General features: G+C 70.7%; 24 protein-coding genes. 16 read left to right on the top strand and 8 right to left on the bottom strand.

The window, feature by feature from the left end; all coding sequences use genetic code 11:
- The first annotated feature begins 408 nt into the window (after positions 1 to 408).
- Both MUY22_RS07305 and MUY22_RS07300 read left to right on the top strand, forming a co-directional pair.
- On the top strand, positions 409 to 2,115 hold the full coding sequence (locus tag MUY22_RS07305) for an SDR family oxidoreductase (RefSeq protein ID WP_247063715.1): 1,707 nt from the start codon (positions 409 to 411) through the stop codon (positions 2,113 to 2,115).
- Positions 2,116 to 2,135: 20 nt separating this feature from the next.
- Complete coding sequence (locus tag MUY22_RS07300) at positions 2,136 to 2,720, top strand: TetR/AcrR family transcriptional regulator (RefSeq protein ID WP_247063713.1); 585 nt, start codon at positions 2,136 to 2,138, stop codon at positions 2,718 to 2,720.
- Positions 2,721 to 2,803: 83 nt separating this feature from the next.
- Here MUY22_RS07300 and MUY22_RS07295 read toward each other — a convergent pair whose 3' ends face one another.
- The gene (locus MUY22_RS07295) at positions 2,804 to 3,952 is read right to left on the bottom strand and encodes a citrate synthase 2 (RefSeq protein ID WP_247058395.1); all 1,149 of its coding nucleotides are present in this window, start codon (positions 3,950 to 3,952) and stop codon (positions 2,804 to 2,806) included.
- Between the two features lie 279 nt (positions 3,953 to 4,231).
- On the opposite strand from MUY22_RS07295, the gene MUY22_RS07290 reads away from it, so the two are divergent.
- The 7 genes from MUY22_RS07290 (at position 4,232) to MUY22_RS07260 (ending at position 10,114) form a co-directional block, all read left to right on the top strand.
- On the top strand, positions 4,232 to 4,534 hold the full coding sequence (locus MUY22_RS07290; protein WP_247058393.1) for an urease subunit gamma: 303 nt from the start codon (positions 4,232 to 4,234) through the stop codon (positions 4,532 to 4,534).
- 11 nt (positions 4,535 to 4,545) lie between these two features.
- Positions 4,546 to 4,851, top strand: coding sequence for an urease subunit beta (locus tag MUY22_RS07285; protein ID WP_247058391.1), 306 nt, complete (start codon positions 4,546 to 4,548; stop codon positions 4,849 to 4,851).
- Entirely contained in the window at positions 4,851 to 6,566 is a 1,716-nt protein-coding gene (locus MUY22_RS07280) for an urease subunit alpha (protein ID WP_247058389.1), read from the top strand. Before MUY22_RS07285 ends, MUY22_RS07280 begins: the two co-directional genes overlap by 1 nt.
- Complete coding sequence (locus MUY22_RS07275) at positions 6,566 to 7,246, top strand: urease accessory protein UreF (RefSeq protein ID WP_247058387.1); 681 nt, start codon at positions 6,566 to 6,568, stop codon at positions 7,244 to 7,246. Before MUY22_RS07280 ends, MUY22_RS07275 begins: the two co-directional genes overlap by 1 nt.
- Positions 7,236 to 7,940 (top strand): urease accessory protein UreG, encoded by a 705-nt coding sequence (gene ureG / locus MUY22_RS07270; protein ID WP_247058385.1) that lies wholly within the window; start codon positions 7,236 to 7,238, stop codon positions 7,938 to 7,940. The genes MUY22_RS07275 and ureG overlap by 11 nt, the downstream gene beginning before the upstream one ends.
- Positions 7,937 to 8,632 carry an urease accessory protein UreD gene (locus MUY22_RS07265; protein ID WP_247058383.1) on the top strand — a complete coding sequence of 232 codons (696 nt, stop codon included), beginning with the start codon at positions 7,937 to 7,939 and terminating at the stop codon, positions 8,630 to 8,632. The genes ureG and MUY22_RS07265 overlap by 4 nt, the downstream gene beginning before the upstream one ends.
- Positions 8,633 to 9,403: 771 nt before the next feature.
- Positions 9,404 to 10,114 carry a TetR/AcrR family transcriptional regulator gene (locus tag MUY22_RS07260; protein ID WP_247058381.1) on the top strand — a complete coding sequence of 237 codons (711 nt, stop codon included), beginning with the start codon at positions 9,404 to 9,406 and terminating at the stop codon, positions 10,112 to 10,114.
- Between the two features lie 46 nt (positions 10,115 to 10,160).
- On the opposite strand, the gene MUY22_RS07255 is transcribed toward MUY22_RS07260, so the two are convergent.
- Complete coding sequence (locus tag MUY22_RS07255; protein WP_247058379.1) at positions 10,161 to 11,834, bottom strand: cytosine permease; 1,674 nt, start codon at positions 11,832 to 11,834, stop codon at positions 10,161 to 10,163.
- Between the two features lie 228 nt (positions 11,835 to 12,062).
- On the opposite strand from MUY22_RS07255, the gene pdxH reads away from it, so the two are divergent.
- From pdxH to MUY22_RS07240, 3 genes are all read left to right on the top strand, one after another.
- On the top strand, positions 12,063 to 12,740 hold the full coding sequence (pdxH, locus tag MUY22_RS07250) for a pyridoxamine 5'-phosphate oxidase (protein WP_247058377.1): 678 nt from the start codon (positions 12,063 to 12,065) through the stop codon (positions 12,738 to 12,740).
- 291 nt (positions 12,741 to 13,031) lie between these two features.
- Positions 13,032 to 14,297, top strand: coding sequence for an MFS transporter (locus tag MUY22_RS07245; protein ID WP_371827660.1), 1,266 nt, complete (start codon positions 13,032 to 13,034; stop codon positions 14,295 to 14,297).
- 25 nt (positions 14,298 to 14,322) lie between these two features.
- Positions 14,323 to 14,865: a DUF3558 family protein gene (locus tag MUY22_RS07240; protein WP_247058372.1), complete on the top strand. Its 543-nt coding sequence runs from the start codon at positions 14,323 to 14,325 to the stop codon at positions 14,863 to 14,865.
- A gap of 8 nt (positions 14,866 to 14,873) precedes the next feature.
- On the opposite strand, the gene MUY22_RS07235 is transcribed toward MUY22_RS07240, so the two are convergent.
- From MUY22_RS07235 to MUY22_RS07220, 4 genes are all read right to left on the bottom strand, one after another.
- The gene (locus tag MUY22_RS07235) at positions 14,874 to 15,827 is read right to left on the bottom strand and encodes a hypothetical protein (protein WP_247058370.1); all 954 of its coding nucleotides are present in this window, start codon (positions 15,825 to 15,827) and stop codon (positions 14,874 to 14,876) included.
- 88 nt (positions 15,828 to 15,915) lie between these two features.
- Positions 15,916 to 16,746, bottom strand: coding sequence for an MBL fold metallo-hydrolase (locus MUY22_RS07230; RefSeq protein WP_247058369.1), 831 nt, complete (start codon positions 16,744 to 16,746; stop codon positions 15,916 to 15,918).
- On the bottom strand, positions 16,743 to 17,579 hold the full coding sequence (locus MUY22_RS07225) for an MBL fold metallo-hydrolase (RefSeq protein ID WP_247058367.1): 837 nt from the start codon (positions 17,577 to 17,579) through the stop codon (positions 16,743 to 16,745). Before MUY22_RS07225 ends, MUY22_RS07230 begins: the two co-directional genes overlap by 4 nt.
- Positions 17,579 to 18,157 carry a TetR/AcrR family transcriptional regulator gene (locus MUY22_RS07220; RefSeq protein ID WP_247058364.1) on the bottom strand — a complete coding sequence of 193 codons (579 nt, stop codon included), beginning with the start codon at positions 18,155 to 18,157 and terminating at the stop codon, positions 17,579 to 17,581. The genes MUY22_RS07225 and MUY22_RS07220 overlap by 1 nt, the downstream gene beginning before the upstream one ends.
- A 121-nt stretch (positions 18,158 to 18,278) precedes the next feature.
- Here MUY22_RS07220 and MUY22_RS07215 point away from each other — a divergent pair, with 121 nt between their 5' ends.
- The 4 genes from MUY22_RS07215 (at position 18,279) to MUY22_RS07200 (ending at position 21,577) form a co-directional block, all read left to right on the top strand.
- Positions 18,279 to 18,833: a hypothetical protein gene (locus tag MUY22_RS07215; protein WP_247058362.1), complete on the top strand. Its 555-nt coding sequence runs from the start codon at positions 18,279 to 18,281 to the stop codon at positions 18,831 to 18,833.
- A 10-nt stretch (positions 18,834 to 18,843) separates the two neighbouring features.
- Positions 18,844 to 19,749 (top strand): aldose 1-epimerase family protein, encoded by a 906-nt coding sequence (locus MUY22_RS07210; RefSeq protein ID WP_247058361.1) that lies wholly within the window; start codon positions 18,844 to 18,846, stop codon positions 19,747 to 19,749.
- On the top strand, positions 19,716 to 20,204 hold the full coding sequence (locus MUY22_RS07205) for a GNAT family N-acetyltransferase (protein ID WP_247058359.1): 489 nt from the start codon (positions 19,716 to 19,718) through the stop codon (positions 20,202 to 20,204). The genes MUY22_RS07210 and MUY22_RS07205 overlap by 34 nt, the downstream gene beginning before the upstream one ends.
- A 155-nt stretch (positions 20,205 to 20,359) precedes the next feature.
- Positions 20,360 to 21,577 (top strand): amidohydrolase, encoded by a 1,218-nt coding sequence (locus MUY22_RS07200; protein ID WP_247058357.1) that lies wholly within the window; start codon positions 20,360 to 20,362, stop codon positions 21,575 to 21,577.
- A gap of 69 nt (positions 21,578 to 21,646) precedes the next feature.
- Here MUY22_RS07200 and MUY22_RS07195 read toward each other — a convergent pair whose 3' ends face one another.
- Together MUY22_RS07195 and MUY22_RS07190 are read right to left on the bottom strand one after the other, a co-directional pair.
- Positions 21,647 to 22,252, bottom strand: a complete 606-nt coding sequence (locus tag MUY22_RS07195) for a Uma2 family endonuclease (RefSeq protein ID WP_247058355.1) — start codon at positions 22,250 to 22,252, stop codon at positions 21,647 to 21,649.
- A gap of 104 nt (positions 22,253 to 22,356) precedes the next feature.
- Complete coding sequence (locus MUY22_RS07190) at positions 22,357 to 22,896, bottom strand: Uma2 family endonuclease (RefSeq protein ID WP_247058353.1); 540 nt, start codon at positions 22,894 to 22,896, stop codon at positions 22,357 to 22,359.
- Positions 22,897 to 22,979: the final 83 nt, after the last annotated feature.

Genomic DNA, 22,979 nt, shown 5'->3' with positions numbered 1-22,979 from the left:
TGCGAGTGGCCCGTTCGGTGCTGCGTTGCGCGCGAGTGGCCCGCTGGTGCCGTGTTGGGCACGAGCGTCCCTTTCATGCCCTCCGACCCGGCGCGAGTGGCCCGTTCGGTGCCGCGTTGCGCGCGAGTGGCCCTTTCGCGCCCCTCCCGGAGCGAACCCCAACCCCGGCACGCCGCCTCGGCACTGCCTCCGACCCCAGAGGCAAGCCCGCAGCATCACCGATCCGTGGGCCGCGTCGTCGGCGCGGCGGCTTGCGAGATCGTGCAAGGTTTCCCGTGGAACCACAAAAACGCTGTCATACAAGGGAAATGCACGAACGGCGCCCATTCGGTAGCCCCCGCAAGGGTGAATGATCAGTCGCGCGCTTGTTGACAAGTTGTCTAACATGACGGAATGCCTCACAAGTGGGTGACCGCCAGCGACGGTGTCCGCCTCTCGGTCGACATCGACGGCCGTGATGACGGGCCGACGGTCGTGCTCGTGCACGGCTATCCCGACAACAGCTCGATGTGGGACCCCGTCAAGGCCGAGTTGCGCGGCAAGCACCGCGTCGTCACCTACGACGTGCGTGGTGCCGGGCGGTCGGACAAGCCGTCGGGACGCTCGTCCTATCGGCTGGACCAGCTGGCCGATGACCTCAAGGTCGTCGTCGACGCCGTCCAGCCGGGCGGCAAGGTGCACCTGCTCGCCCACGACTGGGGCTCCATCCAGACCTGGCACGCCGTCACCGGCGACGGACTGCGCGGGCGCGTCGCGTCCTTCACCTCGGTCTCCGGGCCGAGCCTCGACCACGCCGGCGCGTGGTTTCGCGCGCAGCTGACCCGCCCGTCGCCGAAAAGGATCAAGAACGCGCTCGCCCAGTTCCTGCACTCCTGGTACATCCTCGCGTTCCAGCTCCCGTTCCTCCCGCCGCTGCTCTGGCGCACCGGCATCATGCCCGCGCAGATCGCCCGGATGGACCCCGGCGCCGCGAAGCCGAGCACGAAAGACGGCGTCAACGGCCTCGAGCTGTACCGCGCGAACATGTTCACCCGGTTGAGCCGTCCAACCCCCCGCGAGGCCGACGTTCCGGTTCAGGTGCTGGCCCCGACCGGCGACGCCTTCGTCACGACGCCGTTGCAGACCGAGATCGCCGAGTGGGTGCCTGACCTGCGGGTTCGCCGGATCGTCGGGACGCACTGGGTGACCCGCGCCAAGCCGAAGGTCATCGCCGACGCGGCTGCCGAACTGATCGAGTACACCGAAAACGGCGCCGAGAGCCGCGCGCTCCGCAAGGCGAAAGTCGGACCGAAGCATGGCAGGTTCGCCCACCAGCTGGTCGTCGTCACCGGCGCGGGCAGTGGCATCGGCCGCGCCACCGCGCTCGCGTTCGCCGACGAAGGTGCCGACGTCGTCATCACCGACATCGATCCGAACGCCGCCGCGGAGACCGTGAAACTCCTGCAGGACAAGGGGGTCGACGCGGCCGAGTACACAGTGGACTCCAGTGACGGCCCCGCTGTGCACCGGTTCGCCGCGCAGGTCAAGGCCGAGCACGGGGTGCCGGACATCGTGGTCAACAACGCCGGAATCGGCATGTCCGGGCCGTTCCTCGACACGTCCGTCGAGGACTGGGAACGCGTCATCGACGTCAACCTCTGGGGTGTCATCCACGGCTGCCGCGCGTTCGCGCCGATGCTCGCCGAGCGCGCCGAGGGCGGGCAGATCGTCAACCTGGCGTCGGCCGCGGCTTACCTGCCGTCGAAGATCCTTTCCGCTTACGCCACCACGAAATCCGCCGTGCTGACGCTCAGCGTCTGCCTGCGCGCCGAGCTGGCCGAGCACCACATCGGCGTCACGGCCGTCTGCCCGGGCATCGTCAAGACGAACATCACCAGCACCACGCGGTTCGTCGGAGTGTCCGACGAGGAGCAGCAGCGGCGGCAGAAGGAAAGCTCAAAACTGTACGCGCGGCGCGGGTTCGGCCCGGAAGGCGTGGCGAAGGACATCCTGCGGGCGGTGGAAAAGGACACCGCCATCGCACCGTCCACTCCGGAGTCGAAGGTCGCGCTGGTCCTTTCGCGACTGACGCCGGGGCTGCTGCGAGCGGCGGCGAAACTGGACGTCACCCCTTGACCGAACGCCGGCCGCGGCGGATGTCGCCGCAGGCGCGCCGCGACGACCTGATCCGGGTCGCGCTCGACCTGTTCGGGTCACGGCCGCCGGAACTGGTCACGGTGGACGACATCGTCGCGGCGGCCGAGGTGTCGCGGCCGCTGTTCTACCGGTACTTCCCCAACCTGCGCGAGCTGCAGGTGGAGGCGCTGCGCACGGTCACCGACGGGCTGATCGACGGCCTCGCGGGGCTCGAGGAGGGGCCGCCGGAGGGGCGGCTGCGCGCGGCCGTCCGCGGCCTGATCGACGTCGCGGACAACTACCGCGCGGGCTACATCGCGTTGCTGCGCAGCGGATCCGTGATCGCGACGTCGGAGACGAACGCGGCCGTCGACGCGGTCCGCAACCGCGCGGTCGCCCTGATCCTCGACGCGCTCGGCGTCACGACCCCGTCGCCCCTGGTGCTGCTGACCCTGCGCTGCTGGACGGCGGTCGTCGAAGGCGCCCTGCTGAGCTGGCTCCAGGAACGCACCGTGCCCCGGGAATCCCTGGACGCCTGGCTCGTCGACCAGCTCACCGCGATGCTCGCCGCCACCGCCGCCCACGAGGTCACCGCAAAGCCGTGAAGGACTCCTTACCGGCCATAAGAGCCGGTAAGGAGTCCTTCACGGACAACGGCAACGGTGACGACGGCGACGGCGGCGGGTGGTCAGCGCTGGGTGACCAGGTCCCAGCCTTCGACGTCCTGCGGGGTGCGCGGCGCCGGGCCGATGTACTTGGCCGACGGCCGCACCAGGCGCCCGGTCCGCTTCTGCTCCAGGATGTGCGCGGCCCAGCCGGCGGTGCGCGCCGAGCTGAACATCGACGGCATCATGTGCGGCGGGACCTGCGCGAAGTCCAGGATCACGGCGGCCCAGAACTCGACGTTCGTCTCGATCGGGTGATCCGGACGGCGCTCGCGCAGCTCCTTCAGCGCGGCCTGCTCCAGCGCCGCGGCGACCTCGTAGCGCTCGGCGCCCAGCTCCTGGCAGGTGCGCCGCAGCACGCGGGCCCGCGGGTCCTCCGCGCGGTAGACGCGGTGGCCGAAGCCCATCAGCCGTTCCTTGCGGTCGAGGATGCCCTTGACCAGGCCGGCGGCGTCACCGGTCCGTTCGACTTCTTCGATCATCGGCAGCACGCGGGCCGGGGCGCCGCCGTGCAGCGGGCCGGACATCGCGCCGATCGCGCCGGACATGGCCGCCGCGACGTCGGCGCCGGTCGAGGCGATGACGCGGGCGGTGAAGGTGGACGCGTTGAGGCCGTGCTCGGCGGCCGACACCCAGTAGGCGTCGAGGGCCTTGACGTGGGCCGGGTCCGGCTCGCCGCGCCAGCGGATCAGGAAGCGTTCGGTGATCGAGTGGGCCTCGTCGACGCGGGTCTGCGGGACGGCCGGCTGGCCGATGCCGCGGGCCGACTGCGCGACGTAGGACAGCGCCATCACCGAGGCGCGGGCCAGCTGTTCACGGGCCTCTTCGTCGGTGATGTCGAGCAGCGGGCGGTAACCCCAGATCGGGGCGAGCATGGCCAGCGCGGCCTGGACGTCCACCCGGACGTCGCCGGTGTGCACCGGCAGCGGGAACGGCTCGGCGGGCGGGAGGCCGTGGCCGAAGCGGCCGTCCACGAGAAGGCCCCACACGTCGCCGAAGGTCACCTTCCCGGCGAGGTCTTCGATGTCGACGCCGCGGTAACGCAGGGCACCGCCGTCCCGGTCGGGTTCGGCGATCTCGGTGTGGAAGGCGACGACGCCTTCCAGACCCGGTCGGAAGCCGTCGTCGGGTTGGCCGGACGGCTGTGGCTTGCTGATCGTGGAGGTAGTCACTGTTTCGCGAAACCTTTCGGTGCGCTTTCTTCCCCGGCTGGTCGCGCTGACGGGATACGCACGGAAAGCGCGCACCATCGCACGGATGGATAGACCTTGCTCCCTCGATCGCCGGGGGGCAATCGAAAGATGTGGTGCTTTCGGTCACGATTACGAGAACGATTCAGTCACCCAGGCCGTCCGGCCGGAGAATTTTTCGCCACGGACTGTGACGAACCCCAGGTAAATCCTGTGTTTCCGAACCGGGCGCGGCTGTGGTCCGGGTGATAGACCTGACTGATGCACCTCAGCCCCCAGGAGCGCGACAAGCTGCTGATCCACGTGGCGGCGGACGTCGCGCGGAAGCGGCTGGACCGCGGGGTCCGGCTCAACTACCCGGAGTCGGTCGCGCTGATCACCGACCACGTCCTCGAAGGCGCCCGCGACGGCCGCACGGTCAGCGAGCTGGTCGCCAGCGGCCGGACCGTGCTCGGCCGGGCCCAGGTCCTCGACGGCGTGCCGGAGATGGTCGACTCCGTGCAGGTCGAGGCCACTTTCCCGGACGGCACGAAGCTCGTCACCGTGCACGACCCGATCGTTTGAGGGGGACCTCGATGCGTCCAGGCGAGATCATCCCCGGCGACGAGCCGGTGGAGCTGAACCCGGGCCGCGCGCGCGTCCGGCTGCTCGTGCGCAACCTCGGCGACCGGCCCGTGCAGGTCGGCTCGCACTACCACTTCGCGGCCGTGAACCCGGGCCTCGAGTTCGACCGAGACGCCGCCCGCGGGCACCGGCTCGACGTCCCGGCCGGCACGTCGGTGCGGTTCGAGCCCGGCGTCGAACGCGAAGTCGATCTCGTCCCGCTCGCCGGCGCGCGCCGGGTTCCGGGGCTGCGGTCCGAATTCTCGGGGGAGTTCTGATGCCGCAGATCGACCGCGAGCGCTACGCGGAACTGTTCGGCCCGACCACCGGCGACCGGATCCGGCTCGCCGACACCGACCTCCTGATCGAGGTCACCGAGGACCGCTCGATGGGCCCCGGCGGTTCCGGCGACGAGGTCCTCTTCGGCGGCGGCAAGGTGATCCGCGAGTCGATGGGCCAGGGCACGGCGACGCGCGCCGAGGGCGCGCCGGACCTGATCATCACCGGGGCCGTCATCCTCGACCACTGGGGCATCGTCAAGGCCGACGTCGGCGTCCGCGACGGCCGGATCGTCGGGATCGGCAAGGCGGGCAACCCGGACACGATGGACGGCGTCGATCCGGCGCTGGTCATCGGCCCGTCGACGGAAGTGCTGTCCGGCAACGGGAAGATCCTCACCGCGGGCGGCATCGACTGCCACGTCCACTTCATCTGCCCGCAGCTCGTCGACACCGCGCTGGCCGCGGGACTGACCACTTTGGTCGGTGGCGGCACCGGGCCGAACGAGGGCACGAAGGCCACCACCGTGACACCCGGCGCGTGGAACCTCGGCCGGATGCTGTCCGCTATGGACGGTTACCCGGTCAACGTCCTGTTGCTGGGCAAGGGGAACACCGTCCGGCACGAGGCGCTGCGCGAGCAGCTGGCGGCCGGCGCGGGCGGGTTCAAGCTGCACGAGGACTGGGGCACGACGCCCGCCGCGATCGACGCCTGCCTCACCGTGGCCGACGAGTCCGGTGTCCAGGTGGCCATCCACACGGACACGTTGAACGAGGCCGGCTTCCTGGAGTCCACTGTGGACGCCATCGGCGGGCGCTCGATCAACGCGTACCACACCGAAGGCGCCGGCGGCGGGCACGCGCCGGACATCATCCAGGTCGTCTCGCTGCCGAACGTGCTGCCGTCGTCGACCAACCCGACCCGGCCGCACACCGCGAACACCCTCGACGAGCACCTCGACATGCTGGTCGTCTGCCACCACCTCAACCCGTCGGTGCCCGAGGACCTCGCCTTCGCCGAGAGCCGGATCCGGCCGACGACCATCGCGGCCGAGGACGTCCTGCACGACCTGGGCGCGATCTCGATGATGAGCTCGGACTCGCAGGCGATGGGCCGGATCGGCGAGGTGATCATCCGGACCTGGCAGACCGCGCACGTGATGAAACGCCGTCGCGGCGCGCTGCCCGGCGACGGCGCGGCCGACAACCTGCGCGCGCGCCGTTATGTCGCCAAGTACACGATCAACCCGGCCATCGCGCACGGCATGGAGACCGAGATCGGCTCGGTCGAGGTCGGCAAGCTCGCCGACCTGGTGCTGTGGGAGCCGAAGTTCTTCGGCGTCCGGCCGCACGTGGTCCTGAAGGGCGGGTTCCCGGCGTGGGCGGCGATGGGCGACGCGAACGCGTCCATCCCGACGCCGCAGCCGGTGATGGCGCGCCCGATGTTCGGCGCCACCATCGGCGCGGCGCTGAGCCTGCACTTCGTCGCGCCGGAAGCCCTCGACAGCAACCTGCGGGAGACGTTCCGGATCACGCGGCCACTGGTCGCCGTGTCGAACATGCGCGCGCGGACCAAGGCGGACATGGTGCTCAACGACGCCACGCCGGACGTCCGGGTCGAGCCGGACAGCTTCGCGGTGCACGTCGACGGCGAGCTGATCGAGCCGCAGCCGGTGACCGAACTGCCGATGGCGCAAAGGTACTTTCTTTTCTGATGGACCTTTCGGCACTCATCCTCGCGGACTCGCGCTTTCCCGGCGGCGGGCACGTCCACAGCGGCGGGCTCGAAGAAGCCGTCGCGCGCAAGCTGATCAAGTCCGAAAGGGACCTTCCCGGATTCCTTTCCGGACGGTTGCGGACGGCCGGTTCCCTGGCGGCGGTGTTCGCGGCGGCGTCGGCCCACGCGGCCGCGCGATCCGTCGCGAGTGGACACTGGTCCCGGCTGGACGCCGAGCTGGACGCGCGGACGCCGTCGCTCGCGCAGCGCGAGGCGTCACGGGCGCAGGGGCGGGGGACCGCGCGGGCCGGGCGGATCTCCTGGCCGTCACCGGTGCTCGTCGCCCTGCTGGAGGAAACTCCGCGGCCGCACCACCCGATCGTGCTGGGCGCGCTGGTCGGCGTCGCGGGCGGTGCGCCGTACGACGCCGCGATGGCCGTGGCCTACCTGGCCGTGAGCGGGCCCGCCAGTGCCGCGGTGCGGTTGCTGGGGCTGGACCCGTTCGCGGTCAACGCGGTCGTCGCGCGGCTCGACCTGCGGTCGGTGTGCGAGACCGCGGCCGCGGTCGCGGGCGACGACCCGGCGTCGCTGCCGGCCCCCGGATCACCCGGGTTGGATTTGTTCGCCGAGGCGCACGCCCGGCATCACCAGGAAGAGGTGCGTCTCTTTGCCAGCTGAAGGCCACGGTCACGGGCATTTCCACGAGGTCAACTTCGACCCGACGGCCGCCGAACCCGACCACTACGACCCCGCGCCGACGGCCGGGCGCGCGTACCGGATCGGCATCGGCGGGCCGGTCGGCTCGGGCAAGACGGCGCTGACCGCGGCGCTGTGCCGGGCGCTGGGTGACGAGGTGAACCTCGCCGTCGTCACCAACGACATCTACACGACCGAGGACGCGGACTTCCTGCGCCGCGCGGGCGTGTTGGACCCGGAGCGGATCGAGGCGGTGCAGACCGGCGCGTGCCCGCACACGGCGATCCGCGACGACATCACCGCGAACCTCGACGCCGTCGAGCGCCTGGAGGAGAAGTTCGCCGGGCTGGACCTGGTGATCATCGAGAGCGGCGGCGACAACCTGACCGCGGTGTTCAGCCGCGGGCTGGCCGACAGCCAGGTGTTCGTGGTCGACGTCGCGGGCGGCGACAAGGTGCCGCGCAAGGGCGGCCCCGGCGTCACGACGGCGGATCTGCTGGTGATCAACAAGATCGACCTCGCGCACCTGGTCGGCGCGGACATGGACGTGATGACGTCGGACGCGCACCGGATGCGCGGCGAGCTGCCGGTCATCACGCAGTCCCTTGTGGACACCCCGGACGCGCCGGCGGTGGCGGACTGGGTCCGGTCGCTGCTCCCGGTCCGCGCCGGGTGAAGGCCCACGCCCGGCTGACGGCGTGCTTCGACGGCTCGCGCACGATCCTGCGCGAGCTGCGCTCGATGGCGCCGCTGACGCTGTTCCCGCGCCGCGGCGGCGGCCGGACGGCGGTGGTCCACCTGGTCAACTCGGCGACGTCCCCGTTGGGCGGCGACGACCTCCGGCTGACCATCCACGTCGGCCCGGGCGCGTTCCTGCGGCTCTCCGGCGTCGCGGCGACCTTGGCGCTGCCCGGCCTGCACGGCGAGGGTTCACTGTCCACAGTGGATGTCTCGGTGGCCGAAGGCGGCCGGCTGGAGTACCTGCCGGAGCCGACGGTCATCACGGCCCGGGCCCGGCACACCGCCGTGTTCCGGGCCTCGCTGGCCGACGACGCCTACCTGCACACGCGCGAGGTGCTGGTGCTGGGCCGGGCGAACGAGAAGCCGGGTACGCTCACGACGTCACAGCAGGTCACGCGGGGTGTGACGCCGGTGCTGCGCCAGACGCTGACGATCGGCGACTCCACTTTGGACGCGAGCCTGGCCCACCTGGCGGGCCGCCGGGTCCTGGCCACCGACCTGGAAGTGGGCGGCGAGGAACTCCCGGCGGCCTCCGGCGAGTGGTGGTCGCGCACGCCGCTGGCCGCGGGTGGCACCCTCACGACCTCGCTCGCGCCGGACGCTGTCACGGCGCTGGCGCCGTTCTGAGCAACCCCCGATTCCACGCTGGTGTCGCGCGTCGCAAGTCCCCTGACGGCCAGGAGGCCAGTCCAGGGTCGCCATTGAAACTCACTTTCCCGGCCGGGCCGCGATGTTTCCGGGAGCGTCCCGGCCTTAAACGCCCCAATGTGGCGTTGGGTGCGTCCAACGCACCCAATGTGGCGTTCGGTGCGTCCAACGCACCCAACGCCACATTGGGGCGCATCGCCCGGACCCGTCAACGAACCTCAGACGCGCGACACTAGCGGAGGGGGCCGACAGTTCCGGGTGCCGCCGCTCGCCGGATCACTGGTGGTGGCCGCAGGCCCACTTCCAGGTGGCGGCGCCGTACGCGGTCGCCGCCGTGTCGGGGTCCTTCCCGGGAGCCGACATGGCGATCGCGTCGGCTTGTGCGGGGTCCAGCGCAACGGTGGTTCCCCTCGAAAGGTGATCGACATCGTGATGTCGTCGACACGCCGGGGCTCGTTACCGGCCGCCGTGCGGCACTTTCGCGTGAACGTGCCGCCGCTCGCCGGGGAAGACCCCCTGCGCCGTCCCCGGCGAGCGGAAGTTGTCGAATGCCGGATCGGCCGGGGAGTACCGGTGCCGGCTTCACGAAAGCGTTTGCGCGAGCGGGATGCGCTCGTTCTCGATACCGTGCGCGCGCAGGCTCGGTGTCGTACGCGGCGACCGAATCCGCAGGTCCTCTGGTAACGAAGATTTTCACAATTTACTCACCCGGGTAGGATCTGGCAATCCCTCGGAAGGAGGAGAGAATCGGTGGCTCGCACGTACGGCGGGGTCGCGCCCGAGCAACGTCGTGCCGATCGCCGTCAACGGCTGCTCGTGGCCGGGCTCGAGCTGTTCACCTCCACCGGTTTCCGGCACACCAAGATCACCGAGGTGTGCGCGCGGGCCGGTGTGTCGACGCGGAACTTCTACGAGGAGTTCACGAGCAAGGAGGACGTGCTCCGCACCCTCCACGACCAGATCAACAGCCTGGCGCTCGCGCACGTCACCGCGGAGCTCGACAAGGTCGCCGACGCCGACGCGCTCACCCGCATCTCGAAGCTGCTGGACGTCTTCATCGCGACGGTCACCGTGGATCCCCGGATGCCGCGCCTCAACTACGTCGAGGCGGTCGGCGTCAGCGCCGAGCTGGAGGCGCAGCACCAGGTGTGGGTCGACCGCTGGGCGAACTTCATCGCCGCCGAGGCGAACCGCGCCGCGGAGCACGGCGTCGTGCCCGTGCGGGACTACCGGCTGACGGCGATCGCGCTGGTCGGGGCGGGCACCGGGCTGCTGCGCGAATGGCAGGCGCACGACCCGCCGCTGCCGGTCGAGCAGATCGGCGCGGAGTTCCGCGCGATGATGCTGTCGGCCATCATGCGGCCGGAAAAGATCTTGGACATCGAGGGCAACCGCGGTGCCGCGGCCGACGTGGAACAGTCGAGCCGGGAGGGGGATCCGGGGGGAACCCGGCCAACGTGAAGGCCCGTTACCGGCGGCGGACGCCGGTAACGGGCCTTCACGGACGTTACGCCTGGCGCGCGGTGGGAATGCCCAGCGAAACCGGACCCGTCGTCTGGCACAGGTCGTGGCAGCTGTTGTCGAGCGTGCAGCACAGCGAGCAGATCGGCCCGCTCTGCTTCGCGCAGTCGGCGACGTCCGGCAGCTCGTACGGATCACCGCAGACCGAGCAGGTGTAGGTCGCCCGCAGGTCGACGTCCTGGTCGGGCCCGGCGACCGTGTTCGGCCGGGCCAGGTAGTACTTCCCGCGCGTCACGACCGCCAGCGTCGGCACCAGCACGATCGCGATGACCAGCGCCAGCAGCGGACTGAACGCGGCCAGGAACGGCCCGAAGGCCCCGAAGTACGCCGCGATCGACACCGTCGAGGCGACGAGCATCGAGCCGAACCCGACCGGGTTGATCTTGTGCAGGTAGGCCCGCTTGAACTCGATGTACTTCGGCGAGAGCCCGAGCGGCTTCGCGATCACGAGGTCCGCGCACACCGCGCCGATCCAGGCGATCGCGACGTTCGAGTAGAAGCCCAGGATCTTGTTCAGGAACCCGAACGCGCCGAACTCCATCAGCGCCAGCGCGATCCCGCAGTTCACCAGCACGTACCAGACGCGGCCCGGGTGCTTGTGCAGCACGCGGGAGAAGAAGTTCGCGAACGACAGCGAGCCCGAGTACGCGTTGGTCGTGTTGATCTTGATCTGCGAGACGACGACGAACAGCGCGGCGAACGTCAGCGCGACCGGCCCGAGAGCCGGCTTCACCGCCTCGACGTACGGCGCGATCGGTTCGAGCGCGGCCGTCTCGCCGACGACGCCGAGCGCGAGGAACGCCAGCAGCGCACCCCCGATCTGCTTCGCGGCCCCGAGGATCACCCAGCCGGGCCCGGCGGCGAGCACCGCGGTCCACCAGGCCCGCTTGTTCTCCGCCGTCTTCTCCGGCATGAACCGCAGGTAGTCGGCCTGCTCGCCGATCTGCCCGATCAGCGACAGGGCGACACCCATGCCGAAGCCGAACCCGATCGCGGAGAACCCGGACCCGGCGCCGTCCGTGCCGCCGAAGGCCGCGAAGTCGGCGAAGCGCCCCGGCTCGCGGACCAGCACGACGATGAACGGCAGCACCAGGCCGGCCAGCCACAGCGGCTGCGTCCAGGTCTGCATCTTCGCCACCGCGCCCATGCCGTAGAGCGCGAACGGCAGGACGATCAGCGTGGCCAAGAGGTAACCGACCGCCAGCGGGATGCCGAGGGCGAGCTCGAAGGCCTGGCCCATGATCGAGCCTTCGAGCGAGAAGAAGATGACCGTGAAGCTCGCGTAGACGAGCGAAGTGAGCGTCGACCCGAAGTAGCCGAAGCCGGCTCCGCGGGTCAGGAGGTCCATGTCCACTCCGGACTTCGCGCAGGCGGCCGCGATGGGCACGCCGGTCGTGAAGATGACGACGGCGGCGGCGAGGATCGCCAGCACCCCGGAGGTGAAGCCGTAGGAGAGCACGATGCTGGCGCCGATCGCGAAGTCGGCGAGGTAGGCGATGCCGCCCAGCGCCGTCGTCGCGACCACGAACGGTGACCATTTCCGGAACGAATGAGCGGCGAAGCGCAGTGAGTAGTCCTCGCGGTTCTCATTCGCCGCGAGTGGTGCGTACTGGCGTTTCGGTGGGGCCGTTTCTTCAGCGTTCGACAGGATCTCGGTCATGCCTGCCTCCGGGGTGGTGGGGAACGGGCCGAAAGGTAGACGCGTCCTTTATCGATCCCGGTCCGGGAGGTAACGCGGGCGTAAATGCTTGCTGACGGGCGGTTACGGGTAGATGGCGGCGAAGTCGTGTCGGGAGTCACCGTTCAGTGGGTTCCGCTGCAGCTCGCGAGGCCCTAACGTCACCTGGACCCAAGTGTCAGGGCCCCGACCGGGTACGGAGGTTTGGCGATGATGCCGGAGATCGAGGACAAGGTGGAAGACGCCGTGGTACGCCTGCCCGGGATGCGCGTCGCCTATGACGGCGCGGCGTTCGACGAGTCGGCGCTGGCGGCCACGTGGACCGACCAGTTGCAGGGCTGGCTGAACCAGGCCGTCGCCGCCGGGATCGCCGAACCCAACGCGATGGTGCTGGCGACCGCGGACGCCGAAGGCCGCCCGTCGTCCCGCACCGTGCTGTGCAAGGGCCTCGACGAACGGGGTGTCGTGTTCTACACGAACTACACCTCGTCGAAGAGCCACGACCTGACCGCGACGCGCTACGCGTCGGTGACGTTCCCCTGGTACCCGCTGCACCGCCAGGTCCACGTCCGCGGCGAGGTCGAGAAGGTCGGCGTCAAGGAGACGGCGGAGTACTGGGCGCAGCGGCCGCGCGGTTCGCAGCTCGGCGCCTGGGCGTCCCCGCAGTCCCGCGTCGTCGACGGGCGCCGCGCCCTGGAGACCGCGCTGCACGGCATCGAGCGGCGCTTCGCCGACGTCGAGCGGATCCCGGCCCCGCCGCACTGGGGCGGCTGGCGGATCCGGCCGGACCTCGTCGAGTTCTGGCAGGGCCGCGAGGACCGCATGCACGACCGCCTCCGCTACATGCGCCACGAGGACGGCTGGAACATCGAGCGCGTCGCGCCGTAGTTCTTTCTTTCTAAGGGGCCCTCGCCACGGCGGGGGCCCCTTCGGCGTTCCGGCTCCGGCGTCGACGCCGGCCGTCGCGGGCCGGTTGTCCCCACCCCGGCCGTGATGTGGACAACCGGGCGCCGGAGACGGCTTTTCCGGCGTCCCGTCGGAGGGTGCCGATACGCTGGAAGCGGGGCCGGTCCCCCGGAGAGGGCGGGGGGTGCTCGCAGGCCGCGGCGATGAAAATCACGCGACCGGGGATAGTTAGCCGAGCTAAGCTCGTTGGTTGTGAGTGATCAACGGGGGACCTTGCCGCCCCGCACGGGCATCCGCGGGCTCCTCGGTCGCATCGTCGTCGACACCCGGCCGCTGAAGATCCCGGCCTTCCGCCGGCTCTGGCTGTCCACTGTGGTCACCGCCGTCGGCACCCAGCTGACCGCCGTCGCCGTGCCCAAGCAGGTCTTCGACCTCACCGGCTCGTCGGCGTACGTCGGTCTCTCCGGGCTCGTCGCGCTCGTCCCGCTGCTGGTCTTCGGGCTCTGGGGCGGCGCCATCGCCGACGCCGTCGACCGGCGGAAACTCCTGTTCGTCACGAACGTCGGGGTCGCGATCACGTCCGCGCTGCTCTGGCTGCAGGCGTTCCTGAACTTCGGCTCGGTGTGGCTGGTGCTCGCCCTGCTGGCCGTCAACCAGGCGTTCTTCGCGATCAACATGCCGACGCGCGGCGCGGTCGTCGCCCGCCTCGTCCCGCCCGAGCTGCTGCCGTCGGCGAACGCGCTGAGCAGCACGATGTCGACGTTCGGTGCCGTGTTCGGCCCGCTGATGGCCGGCGCGCTGATCCCCGTCCTCGGCCTCTCGACGCTCTACCTGATCGACGTCGTCGCCCTGACGATCACGCTCTTCGCGGTCTGGCGGCTCCCGTCGATCCCGCCGCTGAACGGGCCGTCGCGCCGCGCCGGCGTCCGCGACGTCGTCGACGGCTTCCGGTACCTCGCCGGGCAGAAGATCCTGCTGGCCTCGTTCGTCGCCGACATCATCGCGATGGTCTTCGGCATGCCGCGCGCGCTGATCCCGGAGATGGCCGAACGCACCTTCGGCGACCCGCCCGGCGGCGGCCCGGCGCTCGGCTGGCTCTACGCCGCGCTGCCCGCGGGCGCGATGCTGATCGGGCTGTTCTCCGGCTGGCTGACCCGCATCCACCGCCAGGGCGTCGCGGTCGTCATCTCGATCTGCGCGTGGGGCGCGGCGGTCGCCGGGTTCGGGCTCGCGCACTCGCTGTGGCTCGCGGTCCTCTTCATGGCGGCGGCCGGCGCCGCGGACATGGTCAGCGCGGTCTACCGGATGGCGATCCTGCAGACCGCGACCACCGACGAGATGCGCGGCCGGCTCCAGGGCGTGTTCACCGTCGTCGTCGCCGGTGGCCCGCGGATCGCCGACCTCACCCACGGCTGGGGCGCCGCCGCGTTCGGCACCGAGGTCACGGCGACCGTCGGCGGACTGCTGGTGATCGTGCTGGTCCTGGCCGCGATGCTGGTGCTCCCGGCGTTCTGGCGGTACCGGGCGCCGACGGCTTAGGGCGCTTCCGGCTACTGTGCAAAGTATGCGTATCGCAGTCGCTTTGGTCGCTTTTGCCGCTTTGACCGCCTGCTCCGCCGAGGACAAGCCGGCGCCCAGCTCGTCGTCACCCGCGCCCAAGCCGAGCACGAACGCCGTCGCGGCGTCGCTAGACCCGTGCGCGCTGCTGCCGGCCGCGGCCGTGTCGAAGGCGCTGTTCCTGGACAATCTCACGGCGGTGCCGGGACCGGTGCAGGACAACGCGACCAGCGGCGGCAAGGCCCGCACCTGCGAGTACAAGCTCGACGACAAGGCCGCGGGCGCGCTCGCGGTGACGCGGTACGACGGCCGCCAGGCCAAGCCCGCCGACATGGTCGCCTCGATCAAGAAGGCCAAGCCGGGTGCCCAGGACGTCGCCGGGTTCCCGGACGGCGCCGTCTACTACGTCGACGAGCAGAAGACGGCCACCCTCGCCGCGGCCGAGCTGGTGTCCGGGACGCCGGTGCTGATCAACTACACCGGCCCGGCGAAGATGACGCCGGAGCAGCTCGCGCCGCTGGTCAAGGCCGCCCTCGCGGCGAGCAGATAAGGATTGGTTCAGGCCCAGCCGACGAGCTGCCGCTGCCCGGCCGCCGGCAGCTGCTTCAACGCGGGCCGCGTGATCGCGCCCGGCGTGGTGGGCGAGTCGAACCACTCGCCCTGTGTCGTCTGGTAGAGCACGGTGGCCCGGTCCGGCGCGGCGGCCGCCTTGCCGATCCGCGGTTCCGCGCGGTCGACGAGCTTGGTGACCTGCGGGACCCCGTCGTCGAGCTTCAGCCGGGCGAGCACGCCGTGCGCGTCGGTGCCGCCGACGGCGTACAGCAGCACGGTGACGGCGTCGAGCGCGGTGACGAAGTAGTAGCGCGTGCCCGCGTCGTCGTAGGTTGCGTAGCCGATCGCACCCGACGAGTCGGTCAGGTAGGCCAGGCCGCCGGCGCGCCGGACGTCCTTCCACGTCAGCACCGTGCCCTGCGCGTCGGGCCACCAGGCCTGGACGCGCGGGTCGAGCGGGTCGTCCGGCGGCACGAGGCCGGCTTCCTCGGTGATCTGGCCGGGCCGCGTGTAGTCGGTGGAGTAGACGGCTTTGCCGTCGTCGAAGTAGAGCTTCGTGCCCATCGGGCCGAACCGCGGGTTCCGGAAGCCCGCCACGGCGCCGGTGCGTTCGTAGCGCCGCCCGCGGCGGTCGAGCTTGAAGACGTCGACGCCGCCGCCGGATTCGAGGGTGGCGTACTGCCCGTCGGGGGAGACGAGGTCGAGCTTGCCGGCCGGCCCGTCGAACCGGGTCGGCGAGGTGTCGCGCCCGGGCAGCGGCAGGGTGGTCTTCACGACGCCGGTGGCGGGATCGGCGAAGACGACGTCGTCGTGGCCGGGGTTGCGCTGGAGCAGCACCACCCCGGAGAGATCGAGCGGCGCCGGCACCGGTGCGACGGCGGGAGCGGGCGGCGGGCCGCTCCCGCAGGCCGTCACCAGCAGGGCGAGCAGCACCACGCCCCACCGACGCTTCCCCACCATCGAGCCTCCCGAAGTCCACGGCTCAGATGCGGCGGGCGATCGTCCGGTTCCCGGTAGTTTGTGAGAAACAGTGTTCTGACACTGTTTCTCACTCACGACGGCGCAGGGCGGCCAGCTCCACCGGGCTGTGGGCCGAGAACACCGTCACCTCGTCCTGGTGGGTCTTCACCAGCTCCTGCAGCCGAGCCAAGTTGGCCAGGCGGGCGTCGCGCTTCGTCTGGACGAGGTTCTGGAACGCCGTCATGCCCGGCGGGCAGTGCGGGGCGACCGGGTCGAGCTGGCCGTGGAAGAAGTACGCGTCGCCCGCGTGCAGGAGCCAGCCGTTGCCCGTGTCGATCGCGACGCCGCTGTGGCCGAGCGTGTGGCCCGTCAGCGGGACCAGCAGGATCTCCTCCGGCAGGCCCTTCAACGACCGGACGGCCTCGAAGCCGAACCAGGGCTCGCCCGTCTCGTCGTAGGTGCTCCACAGTGGACGGTGGGCGAACTGGGCCGCGCGGTAGCGGTTCTTCTCCGCCGCGTTCGACGGGGCCGTCGCCGCGCGCTGCTCCTCGGTGCGGACGTGCACCACCGCGTTCGGGAAGTCCGCCAGCCCGCCGGCGTGGTCGACGTCGAGGTGGGTCGGCACGATGTGGCGGACGTCGGCCGGGTCGAGGCCGAGCGCCTCGATCTGCGCGACCGCCGTCTCGGCCGCTTCGAGCCGGGCGCCGACCATCGCCGTGAACGGCCGGCCCAGCCACTTGCCGGGCTGGGCGACACCCTGGGTGCCGAACCCGGTGTCGACCAGCACCAGGCCGTCGCCGGTCTCGATCAGCAGGCAGTGGGCGACGAGCTCCGCCCGCCGCAGCAGCCCGGGCTCGCCGTCGAGCAGCTTGCCGCCCGCCGGGCGCATCGTGCCGCAGTTGAAGTGGTGCACCTTCATACGCTGCTCCTGGTGCTCAGCCGGAGGAACTGGGTCTCGTCGTGCGCGGCGAAGACGGTCACCTCGTCGCCGTGCTCCTGAACAAGCTGTCGCAGGCGGGCGTGATTGTCCAGCCGGGCACCCTTCACCGTCTCCATCCGGCCCTCGAACCACTTCAGGCCCGGCGGGCAGTGCGGCGCGGCCGGGTCGACCTGGCCGTGGAAGAAGTGCGAGTCGCCCGCGTTGAGCAGCCAGCCGCTGCCGGTGTCGACGGCGACGCCGGCGTGCCCGCGCGTGTGGCCGCCGAGCGGGATCAGCAGGACCTCGTCGGGCAGGCCGGTCAGCTGCCGGACGGCGTCGAAGCCGAACCACGGTTCGCCGGTGTCCGGATAGGACGTCCACTGTGGACCGTGACTGAACTGGATCTTCCGGTACCGCCCGCGTTCCGCGGCGTCACGCGGCGACTGCAGGGCGCGCAGCTCCTCGGCGTAGACGTGCACCCGCGCCCACGGGAAGTCGATGAGCCCGCCGGCGTGGTCGAGATCGAGGTGGGTCAGCACGATGTCCCGGACGTCCGCCGGGTCGAAGCCGAGCGCCCGGATCTGCGCGATCGCGGGCAACGCCGGGTCCGCGACCGGGTTCGACTGCCGGACGAACCCGGCGCCGAGCCAGGCCTCGCGGTCGACGGCGGCCGGCGTGCCGGTGCCGGTCTCGACCAGCACCAGCCCGGTGGCCGTCTCCAGCAGCAGGCAGTGGCAGACCATGGTGGCGCGGCGGAACAGGCCCGGCCGGCCGTCGACCAGCCGGCCGCCGGGCGGGCGCATGGTCCCGCAGTTCAGGTGGTGGACGCGCATCAGGAGAACTCCCGTTCGAGGGTGGCGTGCAGGTGGGCGGCGACGGCCCGCAGCGGGGCGACGTCGCGGCGGGTGCGGGCCAGCAGCAGCCCGCCTTCGACGGCGGCGAGCACGATGGTGCCCAGCTCGTCCGCGCGCTCTTGCCCGAGTCCCCGGGAGGCCAGGTACGCGGTGAGGATGTCGTGCCAGTCCGAGTAGCCGTCCGCGCAGGCTTCGCGGATCGGCTCGCTCTCGGCGGCGGCGTCCAACGCGACTGTCGCGAGTGGACAGCCGCGCTGGAAGTCGGACTCCGTGAGGAAGTTCGCGAGCGCGTCGACGACCCGGTCGATCGCGGTCACGACGTCCGGGGCGTCGGCCACGACGGCACGGAGCAGTGCGCCGGTGCGTTCGCTCGACAGCCGGACGGCTTCGGCGGCCAATTGTTCTTTGCCGCCGGGGAAGTGGAAGTAGAGCGACCCCTTCGGCGCGCCCCCGGCCGTCGTCAGCTGGGTGAGGCCGGTGGCGTGGTAGCCCTGCGAGTGGAACAGGTCGGCGGCGGTGTCGAGCATCCGCTGCCGCGTGTCGGTGCGGCGAACCATGGGACGACCGTAACCCAAACTATGACGACCGGTCTAGTGAGTAACGCTGAAAAGTTCGGCTACGGCCATCCGGGTGAGGTCGCTGGTCTGACCGGGCACCGGCGGAGCAGCATCACTAAGCGTGAGCGAATCCGAGTTCGTCGCACTGCCGGGTGGTGTCCGCCGAGCGCTGCCCCGGGCCGTTGCCGGCTCGCGGCGGCGCGTCACCGTGACGCTGGTGCTGCGTCGGCGTTCGTCAATCCCTGACCAGCTCACCACGGGTCCGGGCACTCTCGGACGAGACCTGTTCGCCGAGCGGTACGGCGCCGATCCGGTTGACATCGAGATCATCCGCGCCGCCTTGGCCGACCTCGGGCTGGAGGTCGGGGAGAGCGATCTGGGGACACGGAGTGTAGTCGTTTCGGCTCAGATCAGGACACTCGTCCGGGTCCTCGGGCCCCGTCTGTGGATCCCCGCTGAACTCGACGGCATCGTCCTCGCGGTGCTCGGCCCCGACGACGGGCCCGGCGAGTTCCTGGCCGCACTGGCCGCGGCGGTGCACGCCGAGCCGACTCCACCGGTGCTCGACGTCGACGTGGCCGAGCAGGACTGGACCGAGCGGGAACGCGCGGTGCTGGCCGAACTGCTGGCGGACGCGGCGGCGCTGGGCATCAAGGTCGTCCCGCAGCCTCGGTAAGGTCGTCCGCATGGGCAACCCGACCGGTCAGCAGTTCGAGATCACCCGCGGCAACGCGCGCGCCGTCGTCACCGAGATCGGTGCGGGCCTGCGCGCGTTCGAAGTCGGCGGAGTGCCGTACGTCGAGGAGTTCGCCGAAGACGCGAAGCCGCCGAAGGGCGCCGGGCAGGTGCTGCTGCCCTGGCCGAACCGGACCAAGGCCGGCCAGTGGACGTTCCAGGGCGAGAAGCAGCAGCTCGAGATCACCGAGGAGGCGCGCGGCAACGCCATCCACGGCCTGACCCGCCACCTCGAGTGGGAGCTGCTGGAGCACGCCGAGTCGTCGATCACCCTGGCCGTCGACGTCGAGGTGCAGCCGGGCTGGCCGGTGCCGCTGCGCGCGACGATCACCTACGACCTGGCGCCGCGCGAGCTGACCATCACGCACGAGATCCGCAACGAGGGCGAGCAGCCGATCGGCGTCGGCGTCGGCACGCACCCGTACTTCCGGATCGGCGACGTCCCGACCGACGAGCTGACCCTCACCCTGCCCGCGAGCCGCGTCCGGCCCTACCTCGGCGACGAGCAGATGCCGTACGCGCCGGAGCAGGACGTCGAGGGCACCGAGTTCGACTTCCGTGGCGGGCGCGTCCTCGCAGGCGTCGACCTGGACACGGCGTTCGGCGGTCTCACGACGGCCGACGACGGGCTGCACCACTTCGTCCTCGCGCACGGCGACCAGCAGCTGCTGGTCTGGACCGGCCCGGACTTCCACTGGGCGCAGGTGTTCACGCCGGACGACCTGGTCGGCCGCGGCCGCGCCGTCGCGATCGAGCCGATGACCTGCCCGGCCGACGCGCTCAACACCGGCACCGACCTGGTCGAGCTGGAGCCGGCGGCGTCGTGGTCGGGCAGCTGGGGCATCCGCGTCAAGTGAAGCCGCTTCGCCTGGGCGTCGCCGACGCGGGCGAAGTGCTGACGCTGCAACGCGCCGCGTACGTCACCGAAGCCCGCGCGCACGACGACTTCGACCTGCCGCCGCTGCTGGAGACCCTTGCGGAGGCGCGGACGGCGTTGGAGTCGTGCCTCTCGTGGGGTTTCCGCGAGCACGGCCGGCTGCTCGCGTCGGTGCGGCTGACGGTGACCGGGCACGTGGGTCTGGTGACCCGGCTGGTCGTCGCGCCGGATCGGCAGGGTGCCGGCCTGGGCGGCGGGCTGCTGCTCGCGGCCGAGGCGGCGGCCCCACCGGAGGTGACGGTGTTCCGGCTGTTCACCGGGTCGAAGAGCGTCGGGCCGCTGGGGATGTACGCGAAGCACGGCTACCGCGAGACGCACCGGACGCCCGAGAACAACCACGAATTGGTGCACCTGGAGAAGCCGCGGGTTCCGTAGGTTGCTCCGGAGCAGTTTCGAGGGGCGGCCCGCGGCCCGACCGGTCGCTGCGCGTCATCGGCGTCTTGCTGGTCGTCGCGGGATTCGGGTTCGATCTGCCGGCGAGCTGAGCCCGGCTCGCGGCCACCCGGGTCAGTTCGTTAGCGTGGCGAACTATGGCGAAGGCAATTGTCGGGGGCTACGTCGTCCCCATCGACGGTGATCCCATCGACAACGGCACGGTCCTGATCGACGACGGCAAGATCGTCGCGGTCGGCACGGAGGCCGACGTCGACATCCCGGAGGACGCCGAACTGGTCGACGCGGCCGGCACCTGGGTGCTGCCCGGCTTCATCGACGCCCACGCGCACCTCGGCGTCCACGAGGACGGCGAGGGCTGGTCCGGCAACGACACCAACGAGATGACCGACCCGAACGGCGCCCGGTTCCGCGCCGTCGACGGCATCGACCCGTACGAGCCCGGCTTCGACGACGCGCTGGCCGGCGGCGTCACGAGCGTCGTCATCAAGCCCGGGTCGGGCAACCCGATCGGTGGCCAGACCATCGGCGTCAAGACCTGGGGCCGCAGCATCCTCGACATGGTCTTCGCGGAGCACGTCAGCGTGAAGAGCGCGCTCGGCGAGAACCCGAAGCGCGTGTACGGCGAGAAGAAGCAGACGCCGTCGACCCGGCTGGGCGTCGCCGCGATCCTGCGCGAGGCGTTCACCAAGGCCCGCAACTACCAGGCGAAGCGCGACCACGCGGCCGCCGAGGGCAAGCCGCACGAGGTCGACCTGACCCAGGAGGTCCTGGCCAAGGTCCTCGACGGCGAGCTGTACTGGGACCAGCACGTCCACCGCGCGGACGACATGGTCACGGCGATCCGCCTCGCCGACGAGTTCGGCTACAAGCTCGTGATCAACCACGGCACCGAAGGCCACCTGATCGCGGACCTGCTCGCCGAGCGCGACGTCCCGGTCATCCTCGGGCCGCTGTTCACCACGAAGTCCAAGGTCGAGCTGCGCAACCGCACGCTGCGATCCGCGGGCATCCTGGCCCGCGCCGGCGTCAAGATCGCGATCACCACGGACCACCCGGTGATCCCGATCAACTTCCTGGTCTACCAGGCGGCGCTCGCGGTCAAGGACGGCCTCGACCCGCACACAGCCCTGAAGTCGCTGACCGTCAACCCAGCTGAGATGCTGGGGCTGGACAGTCAGATCGGCTCCCTGAAGCCGGGCCTGGACGCGGACGTCGTCCTCTGGTCCGGTGACCCGCTGGACGTGATGAACCGCGCCCTGCGGGTCTTCGTCCGCGGCGCCGAGGTGTACCACTTCGACGAGCAGCTGGGCGAAGGCGTATCGGCGGACCGCCGGTACCGCGAGTCCCGCTGACCGTCCCCAGAGCGGACGGACGACACGCCGGTTACCGGGCGGTTCCAGCGTGTCGTCCGTCTATTCACATCACGACAGCAGGGCGTCGAGGTCGAGCTTGACCGGGAACGGGACGTCGGTCGCGAAGGTCCCGGTGACCGCGGCGGCGTCCATGTAGCCGAATTCGCCGGCCTGGTGACAAGCGACGAGCGAGACCGGCTCGGTGATGTCGACGATCCAGTAGTGCGGGATGCCGGCATCGGCGTACTCATCGTGCTTCACCTGGTAGTCAGTGCGTCTCGAACCCGGCGACACGATTTCGACGACGACGGCCACCTCTTCGGCCCGGAGCATGCCCCTCATCTTTCGGACGCGGATAAGCGCGGTTCTTTCGACAACCATCAGGTCAGGCCGTCGAGAATGGCCCGGTCTGCCCCTGGGAGCCAGACCGAGATCCACGTCGGTGTCGAGGAGAACCTTGAGGTGGTCCGGCAGCTGTGGAATGACCTGTTGCGCAAGTTCGAGCAACGCGTCGTTGTGGTCGGGAATGGGACTGGGGGACATCACGACGCGGCCTTCCACGAGTTCGGTGAAACCTGAGTCGGTTTCACCGAGCGCCGCGTACTCCTCGATCGTCAGCAGGTGATCGGGGATCCCCCACCGGCGAGCAGGCTCCGGCTGGGAAAGTGCAATCACAGCATCTCCTCACGTTGCCGGAATTGTCTCACGGCTCAAGTGCAACCATGAGTAACCGTATCTGTACTTTGAGTGAGACACCTTTCCCTCGATCGAGTCATCGTTCACGACAGCAGGGCGTCGAGGTCGAGCTTGACCGGGAACGGGACGTCGGTCGCGAAGGTCCCGGTGACCGCCGGCGCGTCCTGGTACCCGCGGCAGGCGGCGAGCGAGACCGGCTCGCCGAGGTCGACGATCCAGTAGTGCGGGATCCCCGCGTCGGCGTACTCGTCGTGCTTCACCCGGTAGTCGGTGCGTCGGGAGCCCGGCGACACGATCTCGATGACCACGGCCACCTCGTCGGCGCGGATCAGGTCGCCGGCGCGGGCGACCGCGGCCCGGTCGAAGACCAGCAGGTCCGGGCGGCGGGAGAAGCCGGGCTCGCCGTGCGGTGCCAGCTGCAGGTCCAGGTCGGTGCCGAGGGCGAAGGCGAGATCGCGCGGCAACTGCCGTTCGAGCTGTCCGGCCAGCCGGCACGCGGCCATGTTGTGCCTCCGGCCGGAGCCGGGCGACGGCACCACCCGGCCTTCCACCAGTTCGGTGAAACCGCGGTCGGTTTCCCCGAGCGCTCGGTACTCCTCGACGGACAGCAGACGGCCGGACATGCGGTAACGGTATCCGTGCCGGCCGTGCGACAGCCTTCGCTGGACCGGGTTACAAGACCCCCGGCCGACAACCCGTAACTCGC

It is taken from the genome of Amycolatopsis sp. WQ 127309 (assembly GCF_023023025.1).
Lineage (GTDB): Bacteria > Actinomycetota > Actinomycetes > Mycobacteriales > Pseudonocardiaceae > Amycolatopsis.
Note: the sequence above shows the minus strand (reverse complement) of the source record. Positions and strands in the feature narration are given on the sequence as shown.